At 38.1% G+C, this 21455-nt stretch carries 18 protein-coding genes; 1 reads left to right on the top strand and 17 read right to left on the bottom strand.

Annotated features, from left to right (window positions below):
* Positions 1 to 177 precede the first annotated feature (177 nt).
* From CWO13_RS16130 to CWO13_RS16120, 3 genes are all read right to left on the bottom strand, one after another.
* A complete protein-coding gene (locus CWO13_RS16130) occupies positions 178 to 1092 on the bottom strand; it encodes a serine/threonine protein kinase (RefSeq protein WP_108083212.1) in 915 nt (304 codons plus the stop codon).
* Between the two features lie 19 nt (positions 1093 to 1111).
* Positions 1112 to 1654, bottom strand: a complete 543-nt coding sequence (locus CWO13_RS16125; RefSeq protein ID WP_108020244.1) for an outer membrane beta-barrel protein — start codon at positions 1652 to 1654, stop codon at positions 1112 to 1114.
* Between the two features lie 779 nt (positions 1655 to 2433).
* Complete coding sequence (locus CWO13_RS16120; RefSeq protein WP_108083211.1) at positions 2434 to 3558, bottom strand: LPS O-antigen chain length determinant protein WzzB; 1125 nt, start codon at positions 3556 to 3558, stop codon at positions 2434 to 2436.
* Positions 3559 to 4048: 490 nt separating this feature from the next.
* Between CWO13_RS16120 and wecA the strand changes: the two genes are divergently transcribed.
* Positions 4049 to 5134 (top strand): UDP-N-acetylglucosamine--undecaprenyl-phosphate N-acetylglucosaminephosphotransferase, encoded by a 1086-nt coding sequence (wecA, locus tag CWO13_RS16115; RefSeq protein ID WP_108083210.1) that lies wholly within the window; start codon positions 4049 to 4051, stop codon positions 5132 to 5134.
* Between the two features lie 417 nt (positions 5135 to 5551).
* On the opposite strand, the gene CWO13_RS16110 is transcribed toward wecA, so the two are convergent.
* From CWO13_RS16110 to rfbB, 14 genes are all read right to left on the bottom strand, one after another.
* Positions 5552 to 6556, bottom strand: coding sequence for an NAD-dependent epimerase (locus tag CWO13_RS16110; RefSeq protein ID WP_108083209.1), 1005 nt, complete (start codon positions 6554 to 6556; stop codon positions 5552 to 5554).
* Positions 6557 to 6857: 301 nt separating this feature from the next.
* Positions 6858 to 7622, bottom strand: a complete 765-nt coding sequence (locus CWO13_RS16105) for a glycosyl transferase family 2 (protein ID WP_108083208.1) — start codon at positions 7620 to 7622, stop codon at positions 6858 to 6860.
* Positions 7623 to 8771: 1149 nt separating this feature from the next.
* Positions 8772 to 9677: a glycosyltransferase family 2 protein gene (locus CWO13_RS16095; protein WP_108083206.1), complete on the bottom strand. Its 906-nt coding sequence runs from the start codon at positions 9675 to 9677 to the stop codon at positions 8772 to 8774.
* Positions 9670 to 10404 carry a glycosyltransferase domain-containing protein gene (locus CWO13_RS16090; protein ID WP_108083205.1) on the bottom strand — a complete coding sequence of 245 codons (735 nt, stop codon included), beginning with the start codon at positions 10402 to 10404 and terminating at the stop codon, positions 9670 to 9672. Before CWO13_RS16090 ends, CWO13_RS16095 begins: the two co-directional genes overlap by 8 nt.
* The gene (locus CWO13_RS16085) at positions 10401 to 12233 is read right to left on the bottom strand and encodes an ATP-grasp fold amidoligase family protein (protein WP_108083204.1); all 1833 of its coding nucleotides are present in this window, start codon (positions 12231 to 12233) and stop codon (positions 10401 to 10403) included. The genes CWO13_RS16090 and CWO13_RS16085 overlap by 4 nt, the downstream gene beginning before the upstream one ends.
* Before the next feature lie 10 nt (positions 12234 to 12243).
* Complete coding sequence (locus tag CWO13_RS16080) at positions 12244 to 13572, bottom strand: lipopolysaccharide biosynthesis protein (RefSeq protein WP_108083203.1); 1329 nt, start codon at positions 13570 to 13572, stop codon at positions 12244 to 12246.
* Complete coding sequence (locus CWO13_RS16075) at positions 13562 to 14644, bottom strand: glycosyltransferase family 4 protein (protein WP_108083202.1); 1083 nt, start codon at positions 14642 to 14644, stop codon at positions 13562 to 13564. Before CWO13_RS16075 ends, CWO13_RS16080 begins: the two co-directional genes overlap by 11 nt.
* On the bottom strand, positions 14641 to 15774 hold the full coding sequence (gene wecB, locus CWO13_RS16070) for a non-hydrolyzing UDP-N-acetylglucosamine 2-epimerase (protein ID WP_108083201.1): 1134 nt from the start codon (positions 15772 to 15774) through the stop codon (positions 14641 to 14643). The genes CWO13_RS16075 and wecB overlap by 4 nt, the downstream gene beginning before the upstream one ends.
* A 14-nt stretch (positions 15775 to 15788) precedes the next feature.
* Positions 15789 to 16895: a UDP-2-acetamido-2,6-beta-L-arabino-hexul-4-ose reductase gene (wbjC, locus tag CWO13_RS16065; RefSeq protein ID WP_108083200.1), complete on the bottom strand. Its 1107-nt coding sequence runs from the start codon at positions 16893 to 16895 to the stop codon at positions 15789 to 15791.
* Positions 16896 to 17954 carry a polysaccharide biosynthesis protein gene (locus tag CWO13_RS16060; protein WP_108083199.1) on the bottom strand — a complete coding sequence of 353 codons (1059 nt, stop codon included), beginning with the start codon at positions 17952 to 17954 and terminating at the stop codon, positions 16896 to 16898.
* 19 nt (positions 17955 to 17973) lie between these two features.
* Positions 17974 to 18522, bottom strand: a complete 549-nt coding sequence (rfbC, locus tag CWO13_RS16055; protein ID WP_108083198.1) for a dTDP-4-dehydrorhamnose 3,5-epimerase — start codon at positions 18520 to 18522, stop codon at positions 17974 to 17976.
* Between the two features lies 1 nt (position 18523).
* Complete coding sequence (gene rfbD / locus CWO13_RS16050; protein WP_108083197.1) at positions 18524 to 19408, bottom strand: dTDP-4-dehydrorhamnose reductase; 885 nt, start codon at positions 19406 to 19408, stop codon at positions 18524 to 18526.
* Positions 19408 to 20292 carry a glucose-1-phosphate thymidylyltransferase RfbA gene (gene rfbA, locus CWO13_RS16045; protein WP_108083253.1) on the bottom strand — a complete coding sequence of 295 codons (885 nt, stop codon included), beginning with the start codon at positions 20290 to 20292 and terminating at the stop codon, positions 19408 to 19410. Before rfbA ends, rfbD begins: the two co-directional genes overlap by 1 nt.
* A complete protein-coding gene (rfbB, locus tag CWO13_RS16040) occupies positions 20292 to 21389 on the bottom strand; it encodes a dTDP-glucose 4,6-dehydratase (protein ID WP_108083196.1) in 1098 nt (365 codons plus the stop codon). Before rfbB ends, rfbA begins: the two co-directional genes overlap by 1 nt.
* Between the last annotated feature and the right edge of the window lie 66 nt (positions 21390 to 21455).

Below are 21455 nucleotides of genomic sequence, written 5' to 3'. Positions count from 1 at the left end.
TACAATAGGTTTTAACCGTATTTGACAGTGACTATGTTAGATAGTGGCCGTGTTTATTAGTAACAGTGCTTGAAAGTGACTATGTTTAATCGCGACAGAGTTTAATGGTGACTGTGCTCGATATTAATAGCATGCAAAAAAGGCACCGAGTGGTGCCTTTTATTAATGATGCTTAAATTAGCCGCCAGTACCACCGCCGTTACCGCCACCGCCAGTACCGCCAGTACCGCCAGTACCGCCAGTACCACCAGTACCGCCAGTTGGTGGCTTAGTGCCTTCATCTGGGTCTGGAACCGGTTCTGAATCTTTTGGCGGTGGAAGAGTACCTACATTATTAGGGTCTTTAACTGCTTCTTCAATTAACGTTGGGTCTTCAGTCAGATCTAGATAAATCTCACCACCACCCGGCGCTGTAGGGTAATCAGGGTAGCTTATAAGAACTTTTTCAGTGATTGCAACCGCTGCGTCAGACAACTCTGTTGCTGATGCATTCGGGCTTACGACAAGTACGTCTGATAGTACCGCTGCGGTTGCTGACACTAGGCTAGCTTCAGATGCAGGAAGGTCTTCAATAATTTCTTGCGTGCGACGCAGGAAGTCAGCAACACTAGTAGCACGACCATTGTTTACTAGGTAGCCCAAGCCAAGATCGTTAAGAATCTGTTCACCAATCGACTCATCATAAGATTGACCATCTAGCTCTTTCTCAATCAGTGTTGAGATTGGAGAAGATGTCACAAGGTCGTCGTAGTTCGCTAGGCCTTTAGGGAACTTGTAGCTCACCTTACTCATGTCTTTGCCGTTAGAAACGTCAACTGCATCCGCTGTTGCAGCGTAAGCAAACGAACAAGTTTCAGGGTAGTTAAGAACGGTAAGCTCAGTAACTTCAGAAACACCGTAGTAGTTTGTTTCTTCAAGAGAACCCTTTGTACCATCGTCACAGCTGAATGTGCCTTTCATACCCATAACTGCAGGGTCGAATGCCGTAATATTACGATACGCTTGTTCAGGCGGAACGCTGTTGTCATTATCGCTACCACAGCCCCCAAGAATCGCACCAACGACTGATAACGCTAAGATTTTATATTTCACAATTTATCCCTACAAATGATTAAAAGCTATGAGACAAGGCAACATTAAATGAATCGATGTTAACACCACCAATACCATCATAGAATTGATACTCTAAGCCAATCTTCATTGATGGTGTAATCGAGTATTCAGAACCGAAAGCGATTGTTGGAATCACGCCAGAATCATCAGATTCCACGCCAGGGCCGTTTGCGTTCCAGTCATAAATAGCGAAGCCACCTTTAGCATATAACGCTAGACTATCGTTTATGTTACCAGAGGCTTTAAGTAGCACGTCAAAGGTGCTTGCATCGTAACTACCACCGGCAATATCTTTAAGGTTATATTCACCAAGATAGTTGTAGCTGCCTTCTATAGACAAGGTGTCCAATAATTGATAACCCACAAACAAACCGTAAGATGTGTCTGAGTCGTCAATAGCCGTACGGCTCTCTACTAATGGTGCAAAGTTATCGGCAGTTACACTACCGACTTTAGCGCCTACGTATAAATTTTCAGCTCCAACAGCTGTTGCTGATAGCAACAACAAAGGTGAAACCCTAGCTAACCACTGCATTTTCATATAATTATATCTTCCATATTTCAAACTGAACTGAGGCTGATTTTCCTAGCAAATCTAAGCGATAGTCTAATCAGTTTTTGTATGAAAGCCCAAAAAGCAGACACTCATACACGCCATTCCGTACCAAAGCTACTGACGCAATTGCACAATATTGCATGCTGAAGCTAGAAGCTACAGACAGGTCAATACTGTACTTTTTGAATTTCGCCAGATTTATCAATGCTGTTTAACAAGCACAAAGAACTTAAGAGTAGCTTGCTTTGTATGCAGCAAGCGAGCAGCTAGCATAATCTTTTCGTATGACACTACAAAAATGGTACTCAGAAGGTACCAACACCAGAAAATTGCTGCTTTGCTTTCAATATCCAACCAAAACCATCTAATCAATGATAGATAGCCTAAAAAGGAATTACTCTGATTAAACAACTAATTGAGCATTATGATAGGTAATTACCGCTATCAAGTAAATGTATAATTAATAAACGCACCACAACGATTCAAAAAAAAGTCAGGATTGCGTCAGAAAGGGGTAAAAAGATGAATGGAGAAAATTTGAACGCGGTCGCCCGCACTTTCGCTTAATGCTGGTTTAGTGATGTACGGAGGTTGGTATCTCATTCTATGTGTTAAGGAGAAGCAACCCTAACCCGCCAAACGTTAGGTATCAGTATTTGGATTGAGTTACGACAGCCATTCGTTGTGCAGGCCGTAGCTCAGGGGATTGTATGTAAGGGGGAATAAAAAATGGCTAGTGTGAGACACTAGCCATTGAATGGAAGTTAATCTTCTTTTCTAAATGCAAATCTTATCAGCACAAAGCCCGCTCCGAAAAGCACACCGATGAAGGAACCAAAGAGAACAATCAGCACTCGTTTGGGTTTATCTCGAGTAATAGGTTGCTCGACATTCTCTAAAAAACGAAACGTTTGAAACCCAACAGTACGATCAATGTCTAGGTTATTAAGCATGGTTAGCTTTGCGTTAATTCCCTGAAGGCGAGGCTCTATGACACTTAAATTTTTGACTGATTCTAGAGCTTTCACTTTAGCATCTAATCCTTTAGCGCCTAAATCAATACTAAACAACTCTTTCTCATTACCAGTTTGAATTGGCCTCTCGACGCCTGCGGACTTAGCAATTTGAGCTGCATACTTTGCTCGTGCGGTTTCAACTAACAGTTGATTGCTTGCCTGGCTTTCTAAAATTCTTTTTTGTTGCACCAACTCGTTTCGTTTGCCGTTCACGATAGCCTGCAAGTTATTAAATGCATCTTCATGAACGTTTAACTCTGTAGCCAAAATGTAAGCTGTTAACAGATCGAAACTACTTTCCTTAGTCAGTGTTTGGAAATTAATAGTGTATGGTGAATTCGGCCCTTTATTATCAGCTGTAAAAGCTGAGATCTTGTTAAACCATTCAGCATGAAAAGCTCTAGCCTCATCAACGCTCATATCAGAACTACCAACAGCCATAGAGCTTTTAAACTCTTGGAATTCGGCACTGTTATCTAAAAAAGCTCTCTTATTATTAGTTGAATTAAAAGCATTTATAAACCGTTGGAACAACACTTTAGAATCAACCAAACTATCTAGCTCTTTGCTAACAAGGACGGTTCCATCTTCTTGATATATATTAAAAACAGGTTGAAATTGCCTTACCTGTTGCTGATATGCAGCTAGGTTTTGAGGTTGAGCTTTTGTTATTTTAGCACTAGAAGACCACCATTCTTGAGCTAACAGTGCAAAGGCAATACTACTAGCTGTGAAAAATGCAGTGATCAAAATTATTATTAGTTTCCCATCCCATAGCGCTTTAAAAAGTTCTCGCAGATCAATTTCATCATTTGCGCTATACACTGGAGGATTTTCTGGGGAGTAAGGCTGTGGTTGGCTATGTTTTTTCAATGTGAGTCTCTCAAAACATCTAAATTAATAACTGCAAATGCTATCACACCATATAGTGTTAGTATTGTGTGATTTGTAAACTTTTGAAAGCGGTCTTCAGGCTGCTAACAATTCAACATACGCAAACAACTCTCTAGCGCCAGTGCGTATTAAGCGTAAACAGCGCAAGTTCTTGTGATTCTACAAAACCTTATTCTCAATCGCCAAAAACATATATGATTCATGTCAGTTTTGCTCATCTCATTAGTAACGATTCCCATTTGACTCCATGTCCTAGTTACTTAAGTGACCTAAAGAAACTCATGGGCAGACTGAGTGAAAGTATAAAAGGACATCACTTCGTTCGAAAAAACAGACAGCCGGTTGGGAGCAATTAGACGTAAATGAAAATCTACATACCATAGAGAAAGATCACGTAGATCATCCTCCCTTCTTTCAACTCGATAATAAATACACTAAAATATCCTCAAATACACTATTAGGCTAAATCGTGCTCATCTCATTTATTGATCTCTCTTTTCTTTTTTTGTTTTCTCTAGCCACCACTTTTACCCTGCGTAAATTTGCAAAAAAAATAGGATTAGTTGACAAACCAAATGCTCGTAAACTGCATGATGGAGCTATTCCCTTGGTCGGTGGAGTATCTATTTGTATTTCCATCCTATACTTCTTATTCAATAATCCGGAAATTTTGCCAAATGCAGAACTCTACGCCGCATGTGTACTGATACTTGTTGGTATTGGCGTTTTGGATGACAAATACGACATCAGCTTTAAGTTACGGTTTGCTGTTCAAGCGGGACTATCTATCATAATGATGGTTGTTGGTGGTATTGAGCTAAATACTATAGGTGATGTCTTCGGTAGCGGCGATGTGATCACCTTGGGCTGGTTTGGATATTTTGTAACCATTCTTGCAGTGGTTGGTGCAATTAATGCTTTCAATATGGTCGACGGGATAGATGGCCTACTCGGTGGATTATCTATTGTCACCTTCGGTGGCCTAGGTATTATGCTTAGCTTTGATGGACAGGCAAATTTAGCCTACATTTGCCTGGTATTAGTCGTTGCTATTATCCCATATATATTGCTTAACCTGGGTGCCTTTGGTCGAAAAAGAAAAGTGTTTATGGGGGATGCAGGAAGCATGCTGATTGGCTTTACTGTAATTTGGCTATTATTGCTCTCGAGTCAAAACGGAAGTGCGCCCCCACTACGTCCAGTTACTGCTCTATGGTTAATTGCTGTCCCTCTAATGGATATGGCGGCTATTATGATTCGTAGAGTAAGAAGAGGTGACTCACCTTTTCATCCCGACCGTGAACATTTACACCACATTTTCCAGCGTTTGGGGTTAAGCTCAACACAAACACTTATTGTTATTTGTAGTATTGCAACTCTTTACGTGATGATAGGCATTTCTGCTGAAATGTTAAACATTCCAGAATATATCATGTTCTATGCTTTTATCGTCTGCTTTGCTATTTACCTCATGATATTAAGTAATATCTGGAAAATAACTTCGTCTATCAGAAAGTCTTTCCCCAAACAAAATACAGAAGTGAAGCCAAAATAAACCTGCCTTATGAACACGATAGTAAAGTATGGATATGGTTTTATTAGCACCAAGTTGATTGAGATGATAGCTCTTCACATGATCAACATTGATAAGTTGACTTACAATAAGCCCTAGAACCTCTTGAACATCATGGCCTAGACACAGAGCTCCTTATAACTAATCGAACTTATAAAGAACTGTGCTAAGGCTTTATGAACTAAGAAATTATAGAAACGTATTGCTGTCAATCCAACCTATGTATCTTAGCCAAGAACGTTGGTTCACTAGGAATAAACTGGGTACTAACTCCTACAATGTAGAGGTTTGCAAAGTAATTATGTGACTTCTATATTGGACTGTCGAATACTCGGCTTAACAGAGCATATGTAAACCGAGTCGTTTTGATCATTGGAACGAAGCATACCTACTGAGGGGCTACTTATTGTAGAACTCACGGTACCACTGAATAAACTCAGCGACTCCTTCTTTTACGGATACCTTCGGCATGTAACCCGTAGCAGTAAACAAATCTTGAGTATCGGCGTAGGTTTGATAGACGTCGCCAGACTGCATTTCACGAAAGTTTTTCTTCGCTTCCATACCCAGTCCGTCTTCAATAGCTTTTACAAAATCCATCAAATTGATTGGCGAGCCGTGGCCAATGTTATACACCGCATAAGGGGAAGAACTGGTTGCTGGCGTCCCTGCTTCGACCGTCCACTCATTATCACGTGTTGGCACTACATCGGCAATGCGTATCACACCTTCAACAATATCGTTTACGTGAGTAAAATCACGCCACATATCACCGTTGTTGTTAATATCGATAGTGTCACCATCCAGAATTTTCTTAGTGAAGATAAACGGTGCCATATCTGGACGGCCCCATGAACCATAAACCGTAAAGAAACGTAAGCCTGTGGTCGGGATATCGTATAGGTGAGAGTAGCTGTGTGCCATAAGCTCATTCGACTTCTTGGTCGCAGCATACAGTGAAACGGGGTGATCGACTGAATCCGACGTTGCAAACGGTGTTTTAGTATTCAAGCCGTATACTGAGCTCGAAGAGGCATACACCAAATGCTTCACTTTATTGTGACGACACCCTTCAAGAATGTTTAAGTGCCCTATTAAGTTAGAATCGGCATAAGCGTGTGGGTTTTCAATAGAATAGCGAACGCCCGCTTGTGCAGCCAAATGGATTACTTGGTCAAATTGCTCCGCTTCAAACAAACTCGTGACGCCATCGCGATCGGCAATGTCTAACCGAACCAATCTAAAATTAGCATGTTGGATGCGTGCTAGACGCGCTTCTTTCAAAGCGACATCGTAGTAGTCATTCAGGTTATCGACACCGACAACCTGATGGCCTTGAGTTGTTAACTTCTCTATCACGGCACTTCCAATAAAACCTGCAGCGCCCGTTATCAAATATTTCACTTATTACTCCTTAATTTGAACTGAATAGTTCGCATATGTACATACTGTCTTTTACATCAGCTACCTTAAGCAATACGATTTGAGACGGTCACATTACCTTTGAAGAAAACAGGTCAAAACAGGTGAGTACTAATGAACGGAGAAACTTTTCCTTCAGCTCAATTTTAATGCAGATCTATCTATGTGTTTACGTAATTATTTTCTTATTTATTTGATTATGCCTAAATATTGGTAGAGAAAAACCCTCTAATTAAGGTAGATTTAAAACTCAAAGACATGAATATTCCTAACAGATACGATCTCAAGTACGATGCTTATATTTAGTCAGTAAGAATCTAAAAACACTACTTAAATGCCAGTAAAAATGCTTAGAAAATAATTTCCTATTAGCATGTTCAGCTAAATGCAATGCCTTTAAGTCAGGATAAAAAATTACCGATTCACCTAAAATATGGCTTCTAAAACAAATATCAATATCTTCACAATACATAAAGTATCGCTCATCAAAACCATCTAACTTTTTATAATGCTCGGCTTCAAATGCTAAGAAGGAGCCAGCGGCCCAGTCTACCTTACAAGTATCATCGATATTACTCTTATTTATGATGGAGTCATTACCCAACCCTAAAAAAGAGCTTATATAGTTTGTAAGCGAAGGAAAAGAACGAACAGAATTATCATAGATAGTAAAGCCTTCATCTTTGTATAAGTTTAGGCAAGCGACCTTGTTCTTATTCAATGTCATACGTTTGACCAGTGACAAAATCGTATCATGTTGCACAGAGACGTCGGGATTGACCACCAAGAAATAATCTCCACTGGATAGGTTTAAGCTATCTATACAGTATCGATATATAATATTATTGTTCTCTCCAAAACCAAGATTGTATTCTTTCTCATTATTAATCCAATGAACTTGTGATTTCGATGATAACTCTGAGAAGTCGTCACCGGGTTTATTGCTTTTTATCACAACATTGAAATTTTCAGATAGATTATCTAGTGATTTCAAATTTTTAATAATGTGCTCGTGTCCGTGTGATACGACTGAGATAACTACTTTCATCAATTCTCCATTAATTTACTGGGTTTCTTATTTTATCTCCAACCTCTTTATAGTAACAAACCGATAACACAAAGAGTGGAAGATATAATATAATATACCGCACACCAGTTAATGGTGATACTAACAAAATAGCGAAGCTACAGAATAAAAAGCCACCGAACTTATTGTAATACCAAAAATTCTTCCCCTTAAACAAAAAATTAATATTTTTTAAAAAATAAATTATATAAGGAAGACTAAAAATTGCCATAAAGTTACCGCCTGCAATAAATCGAGGGTAAGCAACCAACTCCAAACAGTATTGAATGAACTTAAGCGGTAGAAATAATAAACTTCCTAGAAAAAACGTTTTCTCATTAATAAGTTTAATATAAAGAAGAGACCTACTAGGCAATTGATATGACGAACCTACAACATACTCAAATAGAAAAGCCGACATTAACGATATCACGATAAGAACAAGAATAAATCTATTTGCATACGAAAAATTTGATATGTGAGTAATAAAAACAATAGGTAATAAAAAAGCAAACTGAACACGAATAAATAAAGTCATAAAAGTGACTATAAGTACAAAGAACAATAAACTTTGTCTTAAATAACAGATCAATAGTAGGTAAAGAGCTAAAATATGGATAACGTCTTTATTGATTAGTTGAGAAAGGTATATTAATGGTAAGTTCAAGAACGCATAAAACATCACCTTCTTATTATTAAAAAACCTAACAACTATATAAAAATGGCACACAAAGATCGCGACAATTAAAATCAAATTAGAAAATAATGCAAGATTTTCTATGGGCAAAAATCCCAGTGTTAACTTATCTATAAAAAAATAAAATAAAGCAATACCTGTAATATTATCGAAGATTCGTTCATTACCAGAAAGAACATCAATGATAAAGTTACTATTACTTTCAATAAATAGTAAGCGTTCAAAATATACAAGGTGGTCGTGTATATTAGCTATATTATTATATGGATTATCAGGAGTGTATAGTTCATAAACTGGTTCTAAAAAGAAATTATAATAAGCACAGACTAAGGCTATAAATAACACAACACTTAACAAATAAACATACACGTCAGTCAACTTAACCTTCGTTGACGCGTTCTGGACAGGTTTCCACACAATTAACCCCCTAAATTCTATCTATTGAATAGAAGCCATAACTTAAATTTTGTTTTTATTTTTATTCTAAAAATGCTTCTAACCTTATAACAAAAATCAGATTTAAACAAACCTAAAATTCGAATCAATACAGGTTCCATCGGAAGTGAATTATATTCAGAAATAGTTTTTAACGCCAGCAGCTGTGTATATCTAACACCTTTGTCGCCTGTAGTTGCCAAATTTTTAATCTTATTCAACTTTTCAACAATAGTGCTATCCGTTGCCCCAACAACATTGCTATTATGTTGTCGATAAAGCGTCGTTGCTGAGTATGTGAACCCTACTTTCCCAAAAGTATTTGCAACCAATAATAACCACCAATCATGCATAGCTATATCTTTAGGAAATGGCAGAGATAAATTAAGCAACTCTCTGTTAACAATCATAGCGCAGCCTGGAGAGACATTTTGAAAGATTAAATCTGCTTTATTGTTAATTAAATTTGGATCTAACCCTTGATATTCCCAGAAAGAATTACATATTACATTTCCAATTTCATCAATAACTATAAGGTCAGAGAAAAAGAGACATGGCATACTATTACTTTCAGTAGATTTGATACCATTTAGTAATACCTCAATTTTATCTTTCGTCCATAGATCGTCCTGATCAGATAAAATTACATATTTTGACTCAGTTAGACATAAAGCATTTTGAAAGTTATTGATAACCCCTTTACCGCCTTGATTATTAACTAAGATTAAACGTTCATCGCTAAAACCTTCAACAATCGACACGGTTTTATCTGAAGAGTTATCGTCACTAACAATAATCTTGTTAACACATTCATTAAACAGTGTGTTCGAAAAGATACTTTCAATCTGTTCCTTAATATACCGCTCACCATTATAAGACGCTATTACTATATCTACTTTACTCATGTATACCCTTGTCAAGTTTTGAAAGTCTAGCGATAATGTTGATAAATCTAACTGTATATTTCATTGCTGAATTTCGGTGATTATGTGGTCGATACTCAAAATAGGTATTAACAAAGCGAGCGTCATGTCTACCTAAAGATGTTATAGATACGCATTCTTTAAAACAGCAATACGTTAATGACAACTGATCCCTTGAAACTTTTGTAGTAAGTTCATTAAACCAAGATGCAGCAACGTTAGTCATAGGCAAAGTGTTGTGTTTTCTAAAAATAATATTCCCCTCATAAAGAGCATCACTTTTAAACCCTTCCCTTTTATAGCCTTTCATTTGCTCGTTAATTTTGTAAAAGTAATCATAGCCAACAGTTTTTAAAACCTCAGCTTCATCATATACACAGTTTCTTTCTGGGTGGTTATATAAAGCAATTTCATTGTCTAACAGAGCATCGTCAAATAAACTATTGATATCTGATATTATAGTTATATTACCATCTATATATAGAGACTCATCATATTCTGGGAATAACAAATGAGGATTAATTTTATAGTACCTGTTAAATAAATGACCAGTATAACCACTATCACTGATTACCAATAATTTCCAACCACTGGGTATGTTAATCTCGGAGTCACTAACTATATAGAAATCTATGCCGCTTTCATTTTTAACTTCCGTTAACTTATCATAATTACCGGAAATTACTGTATACACAACTCTGCGTTTCATACTGACAAACCTGCCTTAAAATTCAACTTATCACCATAATAGAGATCATATTTATAATCAGAGAATTGTCCCATTCCAGAGGTTGGGTGGAAAGTAACTTCGCCAAAATATATCTTATTATTCAAAGTATAGAAGTCGACTCTTACAAATGGAAATTCCGCTGCTATCTCTTCAGCTAGATATACTAATTTCTCTAGATTTTTCGGTTTCTCAATTATCGCTCCTTTAGGGATATCGCTAGGCCAGTCAAAGTCCAAAGGGAGCCATTCTCGAGAATAGTTATTTCTTAAATGTGTCTTCTCTTTATTTGAATCAACGTGTATTATCTCAACATTGCCGTGAATACAGCTAAACTTTATATCACTAGGGATCTTTCCATTTTCATCTATCAGTAACTTTTCTATAAATATCTTCCTCTCAATACTTTTATACTGATATTCTTTATTATACTTAGTATAATCGAGCAGGAGCCACTTTCTGCATTCCGATTTAAGATTTTCTATATCAATATTGTGTCTATTCCATACTATTTTGTATGTTCCACTAGTATGATTAGCTTTGATAATGAAAGGAAATTCAGGTAAATCATCTATAGTCAAAGAATCAATATCTAAAACCTCTTTCACCACAGGAACTAAGTATTCATCACCAATTTTTTCTGATATGTATTCCCTTACTGCCAATTTATCCGCGCACATTGTGAGTTTTTCATTTACTAAATTTAATTTAGACCATTGAAGTTTCTCATTCAATGTTCTAGGCGTGTTCAAGTTAAGCGGATAGCCTAGTGCTTTGTAGAAAACAATTTTAATAAAATGTTCATCTCTAAGTTGCGTAGCCATTACATTCAAAATAAGAGATTTAATCTTCTTAGAAACTTTAGTAAAAAAACCATCTCTATAGATATTAATAAGCCTTATCGCAGACTTAATTTTGTATTCGAAGGAGTACATTTTTTGATTTAGGCGCGGTAGAATATACGATTCTAGACTCAAATATTCCCCTTGGTTAATAGCCTTACAAGTCTCAACTTTCAAATCATCACGACTGGTATATGTAATATCTACGATTAAGCCACGCATTTGATGAGGCAACTGCTTTTTTGTTATCTCCTGACCACCTAAATCATACTTTATCTCAGGGAAATATAAGTTACCTAATGAGTAATAAACATGAGTATTATCAATCATTTCCCACGGTTGTATAATATGAGGATGGTGCCCAATTATCACATCAACATCTGTTTTTGCTATTTTCTTTGCTATCTCTCGAACATCCGGCGTCGGTAAGTCTATATCCTCTAATCCCCAGTGCACTGAAACTATTATGACGTAGTCAGGATGCTTTTCTCTTAACTCTATTAACTCAGCATAATTGACGGGCTTAGGACCATAGAAAAAGCTATCGCAGTGTAGTTTATTACCAGTAAGATCTGCACTTCTATCAGTATATGCGACATTGATAACTTTTCTACCACTATCAATTACAATATGGTTCGTATCACCATCAACTCCACAACCGAATATGCTAAGACCAGATACAATTAAATGATCCATTGTAAATTTAGCAGACTCAAGACCAAAGTCATTAATATGATTGTTACTTAAATTAACTAAATATGGTGAAACCTCTTTTAAAATAGAGACCGTTTCAGAGTCAGAGTGAAGGCATACCTTATCCTTTATTTTTTTGTGTTCTCTTAATACAAAAGGAGACTCTAAATTAACAACACAATTTTCAGACGTGATATTTTTTAACATGCCGATATTTTCTTCGGAGATGCCCTGTAAAACTAGATCACCGGTATATCTTAAATTATTTTTTTTCATTTTAAAATTCTTAATAGTTATGACTACCCAAGATTAAGTACTGAGAAATAAGTGCCAGAGATAAAATAAAAGTTATTCCAATAAACCACATTCGATTATACTTAATATCTAACATTTTTTCAGTATAATACCAAGAAGCAACAACTAGAGTTATATTAGAAAAGATAGAAGATACGACAGCGCCTACCAAACCTATTATTGGTAGAAGAATAATAAGACTGGCTAAAGAGGTTAAAGTAGCTATCGCATAAGTATAAGAAATATATTTCGTTTGATTTTTAACTTTTGGGCCAATGTCTACAATTTCTTTAACAATCAATAGCACATTTGCAAATGCAAATCCCGCAATTAATTTTGTTGCTGGCTCGTATTCATTAGAACTTAGTATAGATTGAAGAGGACTAGCTAATAATGTAAAAATAATAACTAAAATCGCAATAGCAACTAGAAGATATTTAAATACATTCTCGATCTCTCTTAAAGTTTGTTTTTGAGTAAAATCTTTTTTGAATACATAAGGCCCCCAAGACATAACAAAAGCTTGGTGTATTAGCATTGATATTGATGCAATCTTAATCGCAACAGATAAAATACCGACCTCCGTTGAAGAGAGGAAAATTAGCACTAGAACTCGGTTAGAGTAAATATTAGCAAAACTCAATATTCTTGCAGGAACCTGAGGCAATGCATATTGAAAAATTTCCCGTGCAGTACTCACATTAAAAGATAATTGAGAAACCAATTTGGAGTAAAAAAATCTTAATGAAAATAGGAAGTATACTATTAAACCCAATAATTGTCCCAGAAAGACATGATATATACTAACAGATATATAATGTAGGGCGCCTATTGTATAGATCGCAGAAACAATGACTTGAATAAAGGTTAATACGTTAAATGCAATTAATCTATCACTATTTCTTAATTCAATTTGTATTATAGTATTCACATTAGTTAGCATTATCAAACCAAATAGCAAGTAAATACTTTTTATTACTTCTTTATCTATTCCACCGGTAATATACGTGCTAATTTCCTCTGCAAAAAACATCGCTAACAAAGATGAACAGAGAGAAAAGATAGAAACCAGACACAAACTCACCATCAGGTTGTTTTTACTCTCTTCAGAGTAATAATATCTTTGATAAGCCGTTTCTATTTGTAAAGAACCAAATACTATTAAAAATTGAATAAGTGTTGTTATTAGCTCAATACTACCATACCGCTCAGTAGAGAAGTAAGCGGTATAAATAGGGAGCAATATAAGTGCAACACCTCTACTTGCTACAACACCTAACCCGTAAGTTATTGTATTTTTTATTAATTTATTAAGACTCATTTATAACTTTCAAAAACTGAATTAGCTTGGCACTTTGTAATAAATAATCATGTTCTTTTATTGTTTTTCGACCTTGCTCTGCAACAAGAAGCGCATCTGAATAATTATCAAGAGTATCATTAATAGCATCACAGAACTTTTTCCGACTATCGGGTTCGACAATTATACAATCAATTTTATCTTTAAAGTAATGCCTAATCTCACCAACATTTGTAACGATAGTCGGTGTTCCTGATGCTATATACTCAAGTAATTTACTTGGCATTCCACCTTTAGCTTGTATATTAGATGGGCGCTGTAATACACATAGTTTCGCTTTACAGAAAAACTCCGGTATTTCTGCTCTTTTTAAACTCCCTAAAAATTGAACTCTTCTTTCTAAACCTAATTCAAATATCAATGCTTTGAGGGCTTTGACTTCTTCTTCAGGGCCACTACCTGCAAGTTTTAACACTATTGACTTATTATCAATTTTTGAAAATGTTTTTATAAGGTCCGTTAAGCCATCCTTATTCCCCCCCATAAAACCCGCATAAGCTATATAATCTTGCCTTTGAGACACCTTTACTTTATTGACAATATCAAACACATCTACATTGACAGGATAATAACTATCGAATACTTTATCATGATTGAAATATTGCCTATAGTATTTTGAAAGTGCTTCAGAACATGTAATGAACCCATCAATGTTGCGAATTTTCTTCAGTTCCTTGACGTATATTTCTTTTCCCGCACTCAAGACTTGATTTGGATACTCTGTTCGTTCATAAACAACTTTTTTAGCTCGTTTAGTTACTAATGAGAAAATGAGCGTGGGTATATCTCCGTAAACATATATAACTTCATCTTTTCTAACTGAGAGAGCCAAGATTAAAGCTTTCGATATTAACTTAAACTTATTCACTACTCTTTCAACTATGTTTGTTTTTTTGAAAGAGTCAAGGATCAGCGGGCAATATTTAACACTAATTGATTTGTCAGCTCTAAATGCTTCTAACATCAAGTCAGCCCGGATATTTTGCGCTGACGTTAAACTAGATTGCGTAATAGTGATAATTTTTAGTTTCAACTATATTCTCTCCAAACAACTCGCTTAACATAATCCGTATATGAGTGAACAATACGAACAACTTTGTCAGAGACATTAGGCATCGAGTAATCGTATACCTCTCTCAAAAGGCGTTCTTGACCCACTGGCTGCGACTCTAGAATGGCTAACCCCTGTAAAACACGCTCAGCTTCCAGACCAACCATCATGACAAAGGCCTCTTCCATACCCTCAGGGCGCTCATGAGCCTCACGAAGGTTTAGTGCCGGAAAGTTCATAATGGATGATTCTTCATTTATGGTTCCACTGTCAGACAGCACCGCCTTAGCATTCTTTTGAAGGTTGTTGTAATCGTGGAAACCCAGAGGCTTTAATAACTGGATGTTAGGATGAAATTCTACGCCCTGCGCTTCAATTCGGTTACGAGTTCTCGGGTGAGTTGATACGATAACTGGTAAGTCATACTTCTCTGCAACTTTATTCAAAGTTTCCGCAAGTTTACCTAGTTGCTTTGGTGAATCCACATTTTCTTCACGGTGAGCACTCACCACGAAGAATTGACCTTTTTCTAAACCTAAACGGGATAACACATTCGAACTATCTATTTGATGCATGTAGTAATTTAGCACCTCAAACATTGGGCTGCCGGTTTTGATAATACGATCTGCAGGTATACCTTCAGCAATCAGGTAATCACGAGCAATAGTACTGTAGGTTAAGTTAATATCTGCTGTGTGATCAACAATCTTCCGGTTAGTCTCTTCTGGTACACGCTGGTCGAAGCAACGGTTACCCGCTTCCATATGGAAGATCGGAATCTTGCGGCGCTTCGCTGGAATTGCAGAGATACATGAATTTGTATCACCCAGCACCAGCATTGCGCTAGGCTGTACCTCCTCCAAAACTTGATCAACTTTGATGATCACTTGCCCAATGGTCTCTGCTGCATTCTTACCCGCTGCATTAAGAAAGTAATCTGGCTTGCGAACACCTAAGTCATTGAAGAACACTTCGTTCAATTCATAGTCGTAGTTTTGACCTGTGTGGACCAAGATGTGCTCACAATGTTCGTCTAGTTTTGCTAGTACACGTGACAGTCGGATAATTTCAGGGCGGGTACCCACCACTGACATAACTTTCAATTTGTTCATTCTTATTCTCGTCTCTATTTCAGTGGTTTCCAAATCGTATCAGGCGCTTCTCTGTCGAATATTTCATTCGCCCACAGCATCACTATTAGCTCTTCTTCACCAATATTGGTGATGTCATGACTCCACCCAGGCACCGTTTCAACCACCGTAGCCTCTTCAGAGTTCACCAAAAGTTCGTAACGTTCACCCGTAGCCACGTGCTCAAACTTAAACAGAGCTTCACCTTTAATCACTAAAAATTTCTCATTCTTCGAATGGTGGTAATGACCGCCACGTGTAATGCCTTTATGAGCAGTAAAAAACGAGAATTGACCGGACTCTTTGGTCTTCAGCATTTCGCAAAAGACGCCACGTTCATCACCGTATTTTGGCAACTTATAGTAGAATTTAGATGGCTCGAAGTAACTCAGGTAAGTAGCGTAAAGTGCGCGAGTTAGACCTGTCCCCACATGCTCAGTCACTAAGGTGTCCCGGCTCTCTTTAAACGCTTTAAGCAAATCAGCTACTTCACCTACGGTGGTGTGATACTCCACTGGCACTAGTTTAAAGCCACTTTCTATATCACCTTCAAGTAGTTCGATCAACGCTTGGCAGACATCGTCGATGTACACAAGACTCACTGGCGCACTTGGGTCATGAATATTGATATCAATGCCGTTCACAATGTTGTAGCAAAACGTCGCAACAAAAGAGTTATAGTTTGGACGACACCATTTACCAAAGACATTTGGAAAGCGGTAGATGAAGGCACCAGCTCCAGTATCTTTACCATAATCAGCAACCAAAGCCTCAGCCTGCGCTTTGCTTGCGCCATAGACATTATCTAGGCTCGCTTGAATAGAAGAGCTCAACATAATCCGAGTATTACGACCATTAGCTCTAAGCTCATTAACAACAAATTTAGTGAAATCTGCATTACCCTTGGTGAATTCGGATTCTTCTTTCGGGCGATTAATGCCCGCAAGATGATAAACAAAATCGGCACTTGATAGTGCCTCTTTAATTGTCTCTTCGGATGTATCACGGTCTATCTGTACAATAGAGTCATGTCCTTTTTCCGCCAACATCACACAGAGGTTTTTACCAATAAAACCTTGAGCACCAGTGACTACAATGTTCATTTATACCCCCTCTGGAACAACTGTGCTGCCCGCTTCAATCTCTCGGATGAAGCTTAATTTACGCAGAAGTTCAACCATACCGTCGGTATCTAAACGGTCGGTGTTATGAGAGTTATAATCCTCAACCACAGACAGATCTTTTTCACCTTCATCATTGAATTTCGAGTAGTTCAAATCACGATTGTCTGATGGGATACGATAGTATTCGCCTTGGTCTTGCGCCACGAACATTTCTTCACGACTGCACAATGCTTCATATAGCTTTTCACCATGACGTGTACCAATCACATTAACTGTGTGCTCTGGCTTGTCCGCCACTTTAAGCAACGCATCTACCAGTGTTTCAATTGTTGCAGCTGGTGCCTTTTGAACAAAAATATCACCGTTAGAGCCGTGTTCGAACGCATGAACCACCAAGTCAACAGCGTCGTCTAACGTCATCATAAAACGTGTCATGCTTGGATCTGTGATAGTAATTGGCTCATCGCTAAAGACCTGACGAAGAAACAGTGGAATAACAGAACCACGAGAGGCCATCACGTTACCATAGCGGGTCGCACAGATCGTAGTATTGGTATGCTCTAGATTACGACTTTTTGCCACAATTACCTTCTCCATCATGGCTTTGGAAATGCCCATTGCATTAATTGGGTAAACGGCTTTGTCTGTACTGAGACACACTACACGCTCAACACCATTTGAGATGGCCGCTTCCAAAACATTTTCAGTACCAAGAACGTTAGTCTTTACCGCTTCAAGAGGATAAAACTCACAAGATGGCACTTGTTTTAGAGCAGCTGCATGGTAAATATAATCAACCCCACGCATCGCATTATTGATACTTTGGTAGTCTCGCACATCACCAATGTAAAATTTTAGTTTCGAAGAATTGTAATTCTTACGCATATCATCTTGTTTTTTCTCATCGCGAGAGAATATACGTATTTCTGCAATATCGGTTTTGAGGAAGCGATTGAGAACAGCGTTACCGAAAGAACCTGTGCCACCGGTAATTAATAGTGTTTTTTTTGATAAATCTGTTAGCTTAGTATATGACATATATTCACTCAATTTTATTTTATTTAAGTGGATTAATTTTATTTATAAGAGTACCTTTCTGATCTTTCCCTGACAGCAAAGGAACACCTTGAAATGGCCACTTAATATCTATTGTTTCGTCATCCCACATTAGCGTTTCTTCTGCTGCAGGGTTGTAGTAATCCGTACACTTATATACAAATTCTGCTTCTTCACTCGTCACATAAAAACCATGGGCAAAACCTTCCGGCACCCATAATTGTCGTTTGTTCTCTGCAGATAAATACTCTCCTACCCATTGACCAAACGTCGGTGACCCTTTACGAATATCAACGGCAACATCAAACACTTCACCTGACACCACTCGAACCAACTTACCCTGGGTGTTTTCTGTTTGGTAATGCAAACCTCGCAAAATCCCTTTCTTCGATTTTGAGTGGTTATCTTGCACAAATGGGGTCGGTTTGCCAGTCACCAACTCTTCAAATTGCTTTTGACTCCAGGTTTCCATAAAAAAACCACGTTCATCACCAAACACATTTGGCTCTATAATTTTCACATCTGGAATGCGTGTATCGATTACTTTCATTTTATTGTCCGGTAAACGCTTGAATATTGTTTAAAGCTGCTTGCCAATCACTCGCTTCGATGGAGAAGTTTGCCATAACTTTCTCATTACTTAATCGAGAGTTGCTTGGGCGCTTTGCTGGGGTTGGATATTGCTCTGTAGTAATGCTTGTTAGGGTCGGCTTGCTATCAAGAAGCTTTTGTTGAACAGCAACATCAAAAATCGCGTCAGCGAAGTCAAACCAGCTGACATGAGGCAAACCCGAGTAGTGATAAACACCATATTCAATTTCACTTCCCTGAGTAATACGTTTCGCGATTTGAATCAATGTATTTGCAATATCACCCGCATAAGTTGGTCCACCAAACTGGTCACCGACAATACTCAACGCGTCTCGAGTCTGACCTAAGCGCAGCATAGTTTTCACGAAATTATTACCGTTCTCACCAAACACCCATGCCGTACGAAGGATAATGTGTTGATCGCACGCTTTCGCTACAGCCATTTCACCGGCTAATTTGCTTTCACCGTAAACACCTTGCGGGTTAGTCGCGTCGCTCTCTACATACTCACCGTTTTTGTTCCCTTCAAAGACATAATCGGTTGAGATATGTAAAATTGCCGCACCAATGGTTTGTGCGGCTTGTGCTAGATACTTGGGACCATCACGATTTATCGCATAAGAAAGCTCAACGTCCTCTTCCGCTTTATCAACAGCAGTATGTGCAGCAGCGTTAATAATTATGGTCGGCTGAAATTCAGAAACAACTGCATTAACACTATTTTGGTTCGTGATATCGAGATCCTCTCTATCTAGTGCCAATACTGTCGTATTTTCATTGTGGTTTAGCTGTTCAGTTAGACAGGTACCTACCTGCCCATGACAACCTGTTATTAATACGCGCATTAAGCCATTGCCTTCTTCTTATCATTCACTAAACGGGTTAAATACTGGCCGTACTCGTTTTTCATCATCGGCTTAGCTAAAGTCAGAACTTGTTCATCACTCAACCAGCCATTGCGCCATGCTATTTCTTCTAAACAAGCGACTTTTAAACCTTGAACATGTTCGATAGTTTGTACAAAGGAAGAAGCCTCATGAAGACTCTCATGTGTACCAGTATCTAACCAAGCAAAACCGCGACCAAGTAACTCTACGCTCAATGAGCCATCATTAAGGTACATCTCATTAAGCGTTGTAATTTCTAATTCTCCACGATGAGATGGCTTAACTTGCTTGGCCATTTCCACCACACGATTGTCGTAGAAATACAAACCTGTGACTGCATAGTTAGATTTTGGAGTTTCCGGCTTCTCTTCGATGGATATCGCTTTCATATTTCCATCAAACTCAACGACACCAAAGCGCTCCGGATCTTTTACTTGATAACCGAAAACCGTTGATCCAGATTTTCTTGAAGCTGCATTTTGTAAAGTTTGTGAAAATGACTGACCGTAGAAAATATTATCACCAAGGACTAAACACACACTATCATCGCCAATAAAATCTTCGCCAATAATGAAAGCTTGAGCTAAACCATCAGGACTTGGTTGAATTGCATACTCAAGATTAATACCAAAATCAGAGCCATCACCAAGCAAACGTTGAAAGCCAGCGTTATCTTCAGGTGTAGTAATAATCAAAATATCTTTAATACCAGCAAGCATTAATGTTGAAATTGGGTAAAACACCATCGGCTTGTCATAGATTGGCAGTAGTTGTTTCGACACGCCACGTGTCAGTGGATATAAACGCGTTCCCGAACCACCAGCTAATACAATACCTTTCATCATTTGTTTTCCTTTGATTCAACGGTTTCTACACCTAAACGCTCACGTTGGTAACTGCCATCTTGTACATTTTGACACCACTTAGAGTTATCTAGGTACCACTGCACAGTTTTACGAAGGCCTGTTTCAAACGTCTCGTTTGGCGCCCAATTTAGCTCGCGTTGCATTTTAGATGAGTCAATAGCATAGCGACGGTCATGACCTGGGCGGTCTTTAACATAGGTGATTTGCTCTGCGTATTTAGTCTCTTTGGGTACTAGCGCGTCAAGGATGTCACAAATCGTGTTTACAACTTCAATGTTTTTCTTTTCATTATGGCCACCAATGTTGTAAGTCTCGCCAACTTTACCTTCGGTCACGACTTTGTAGAGCGCTCGTGCATGGTCTTCAACGAACAGCCAGTCACGAATCTGATCACCTTTGCCGTAGATAGGAAGCTCTTTGCCTTCTAGAGCATTAAGAATGACCAGTGGGATCAATTTTTCTGGGAAGTGATATGGGCCGTAGTTATTTGAGCAGTTAGTGACGATAGTTGGCAGGCCGTATGTACGTAACCACGCACGAACAAGGTGGTCGCTTGATGCTTTTGAAGCAGAATAAGGGCTAGATGGTTCATAAGATGTCGTCTCTAAGAACATCGAGAGCTCTGCTCCCTCAGGCACTTCGTCAGGGTGAGGAAGGTCACCATAAACTTCATCGGTAGAGATATGATGGAAGCGAAAGTCTGCTTTAGCTCGCTTTTTAAGGTTATTCCAGTACTCGCGTGTCGCTTCCAATAACGTATATGTTCCAACTACGTTCGTTTCAATAAATGCAGCAGGACCAGTGATAGAGCGGTCAACATGCGACTCTGCCGCTAAGTGCATCACTGCATCTGGTTTATGCTCTGCAAACACACGGTCAAGCTCTGAACGATTACAAATATCCACTTGCTCGAATACATAACGTGCGTTTGTATCAACTTCAACAAGCGATTCTAAATTTCCGGCATAAGTGAGTTTATCAACGTTGACTACGCTGTTAGATGTATTATTTATGATATGGCGAATAACTGCTGAACCAATAAAACCAGCACCACCGGTGACTAATATCTTCACAAAAACTCCTAAAATAAACTTGGAAAATCAACTCCTAGCACTAATTGCGCTTGCTATTGAGCATGC

Origin of the sequence: Vibrio sp. ZF 223 (genome assembly GCF_003050585.1) — a bacterium.
Taxonomy (GTDB): domain Bacteria; phylum Pseudomonadota; class Gammaproteobacteria; order Enterobacterales; family Vibrionaceae; genus Vibrio; species Vibrio crassostreae.
Note: the sequence above shows the minus strand (reverse complement) of the source record. Positions and strands in the feature narration are given on the sequence as shown.

Coding starts and splice junctions, on each gene's coding strand:
- rfbC (WP_108083198.1), bottom strand. CDS start 18,522: ATGAAAGTAATCGATACACGCATTCCAGATGTGAAAATTATAGAGCCA.
- rfbA (WP_108083253.1), bottom strand. CDS start 20,292: ATGAAAGGTATTGTATTAGCTGGTGGTTCGGGAACGCGTTTATATCCA.
- CWO13_RS16125 (WP_108020244.1), bottom strand. CDS start 1,654: ATGAAAATGCAGTGGTTAGCTAGGGTTTCACCTTTGTTGTTGCTATCA.
- wecB (WP_108083201.1), bottom strand. CDS start 15,774: ATGAACAAATTGAAAGTTATGTCAGTGGTGGGTACCCGCCCTGAAATT.
- CWO13_RS16080 (WP_108083203.1), bottom strand. CDS start 13,572: ATGAGTCTTAATAAATTAATAAAAAATACAATAACTTACGGGTTAGGT.
- CWO13_RS16105 (WP_108083208.1), bottom strand. CDS start 7,622: ATGAAAGTAGTTATCTCAGTCGTATCACACGGACACGAGCACATTATT.
- CWO13_RS16095 (WP_108083206.1), bottom strand. CDS start 9,677: ATGAGTAAAGTAGATATAGTAATAGCGTCTTATAATGGTGAGCGGTAT.
- CWO13_RS16085 (WP_108083204.1), bottom strand. CDS start 12,233: ATGAAAAAAAATAATTTAAGATATACCGGTGATCTAGTTTTACAGGGC.
- rfbD (WP_108083197.1), bottom strand. CDS start 19,408: ATGCGCGTATTAATAACAGGTTGTCATGGGCAGGTAGGTACCTGTCTA.
- wbjC (WP_108083200.1), bottom strand. CDS start 16,895: ATGAACATTGTAGTCACTGGTGCTCAAGGTTTTATTGGTAAAAACCTC.
- CWO13_RS16060 (WP_108083199.1), bottom strand. CDS start 17,954: ATGTCATATACTAAGCTAACAGATTTATCAAAAAAAACACTATTAATT.
- CWO13_RS16090 (WP_108083205.1), bottom strand. CDS start 10,404: ATGAAACGCAGAGTTGTGTATACAGTAATTTCCGGTAATTATGATAAG.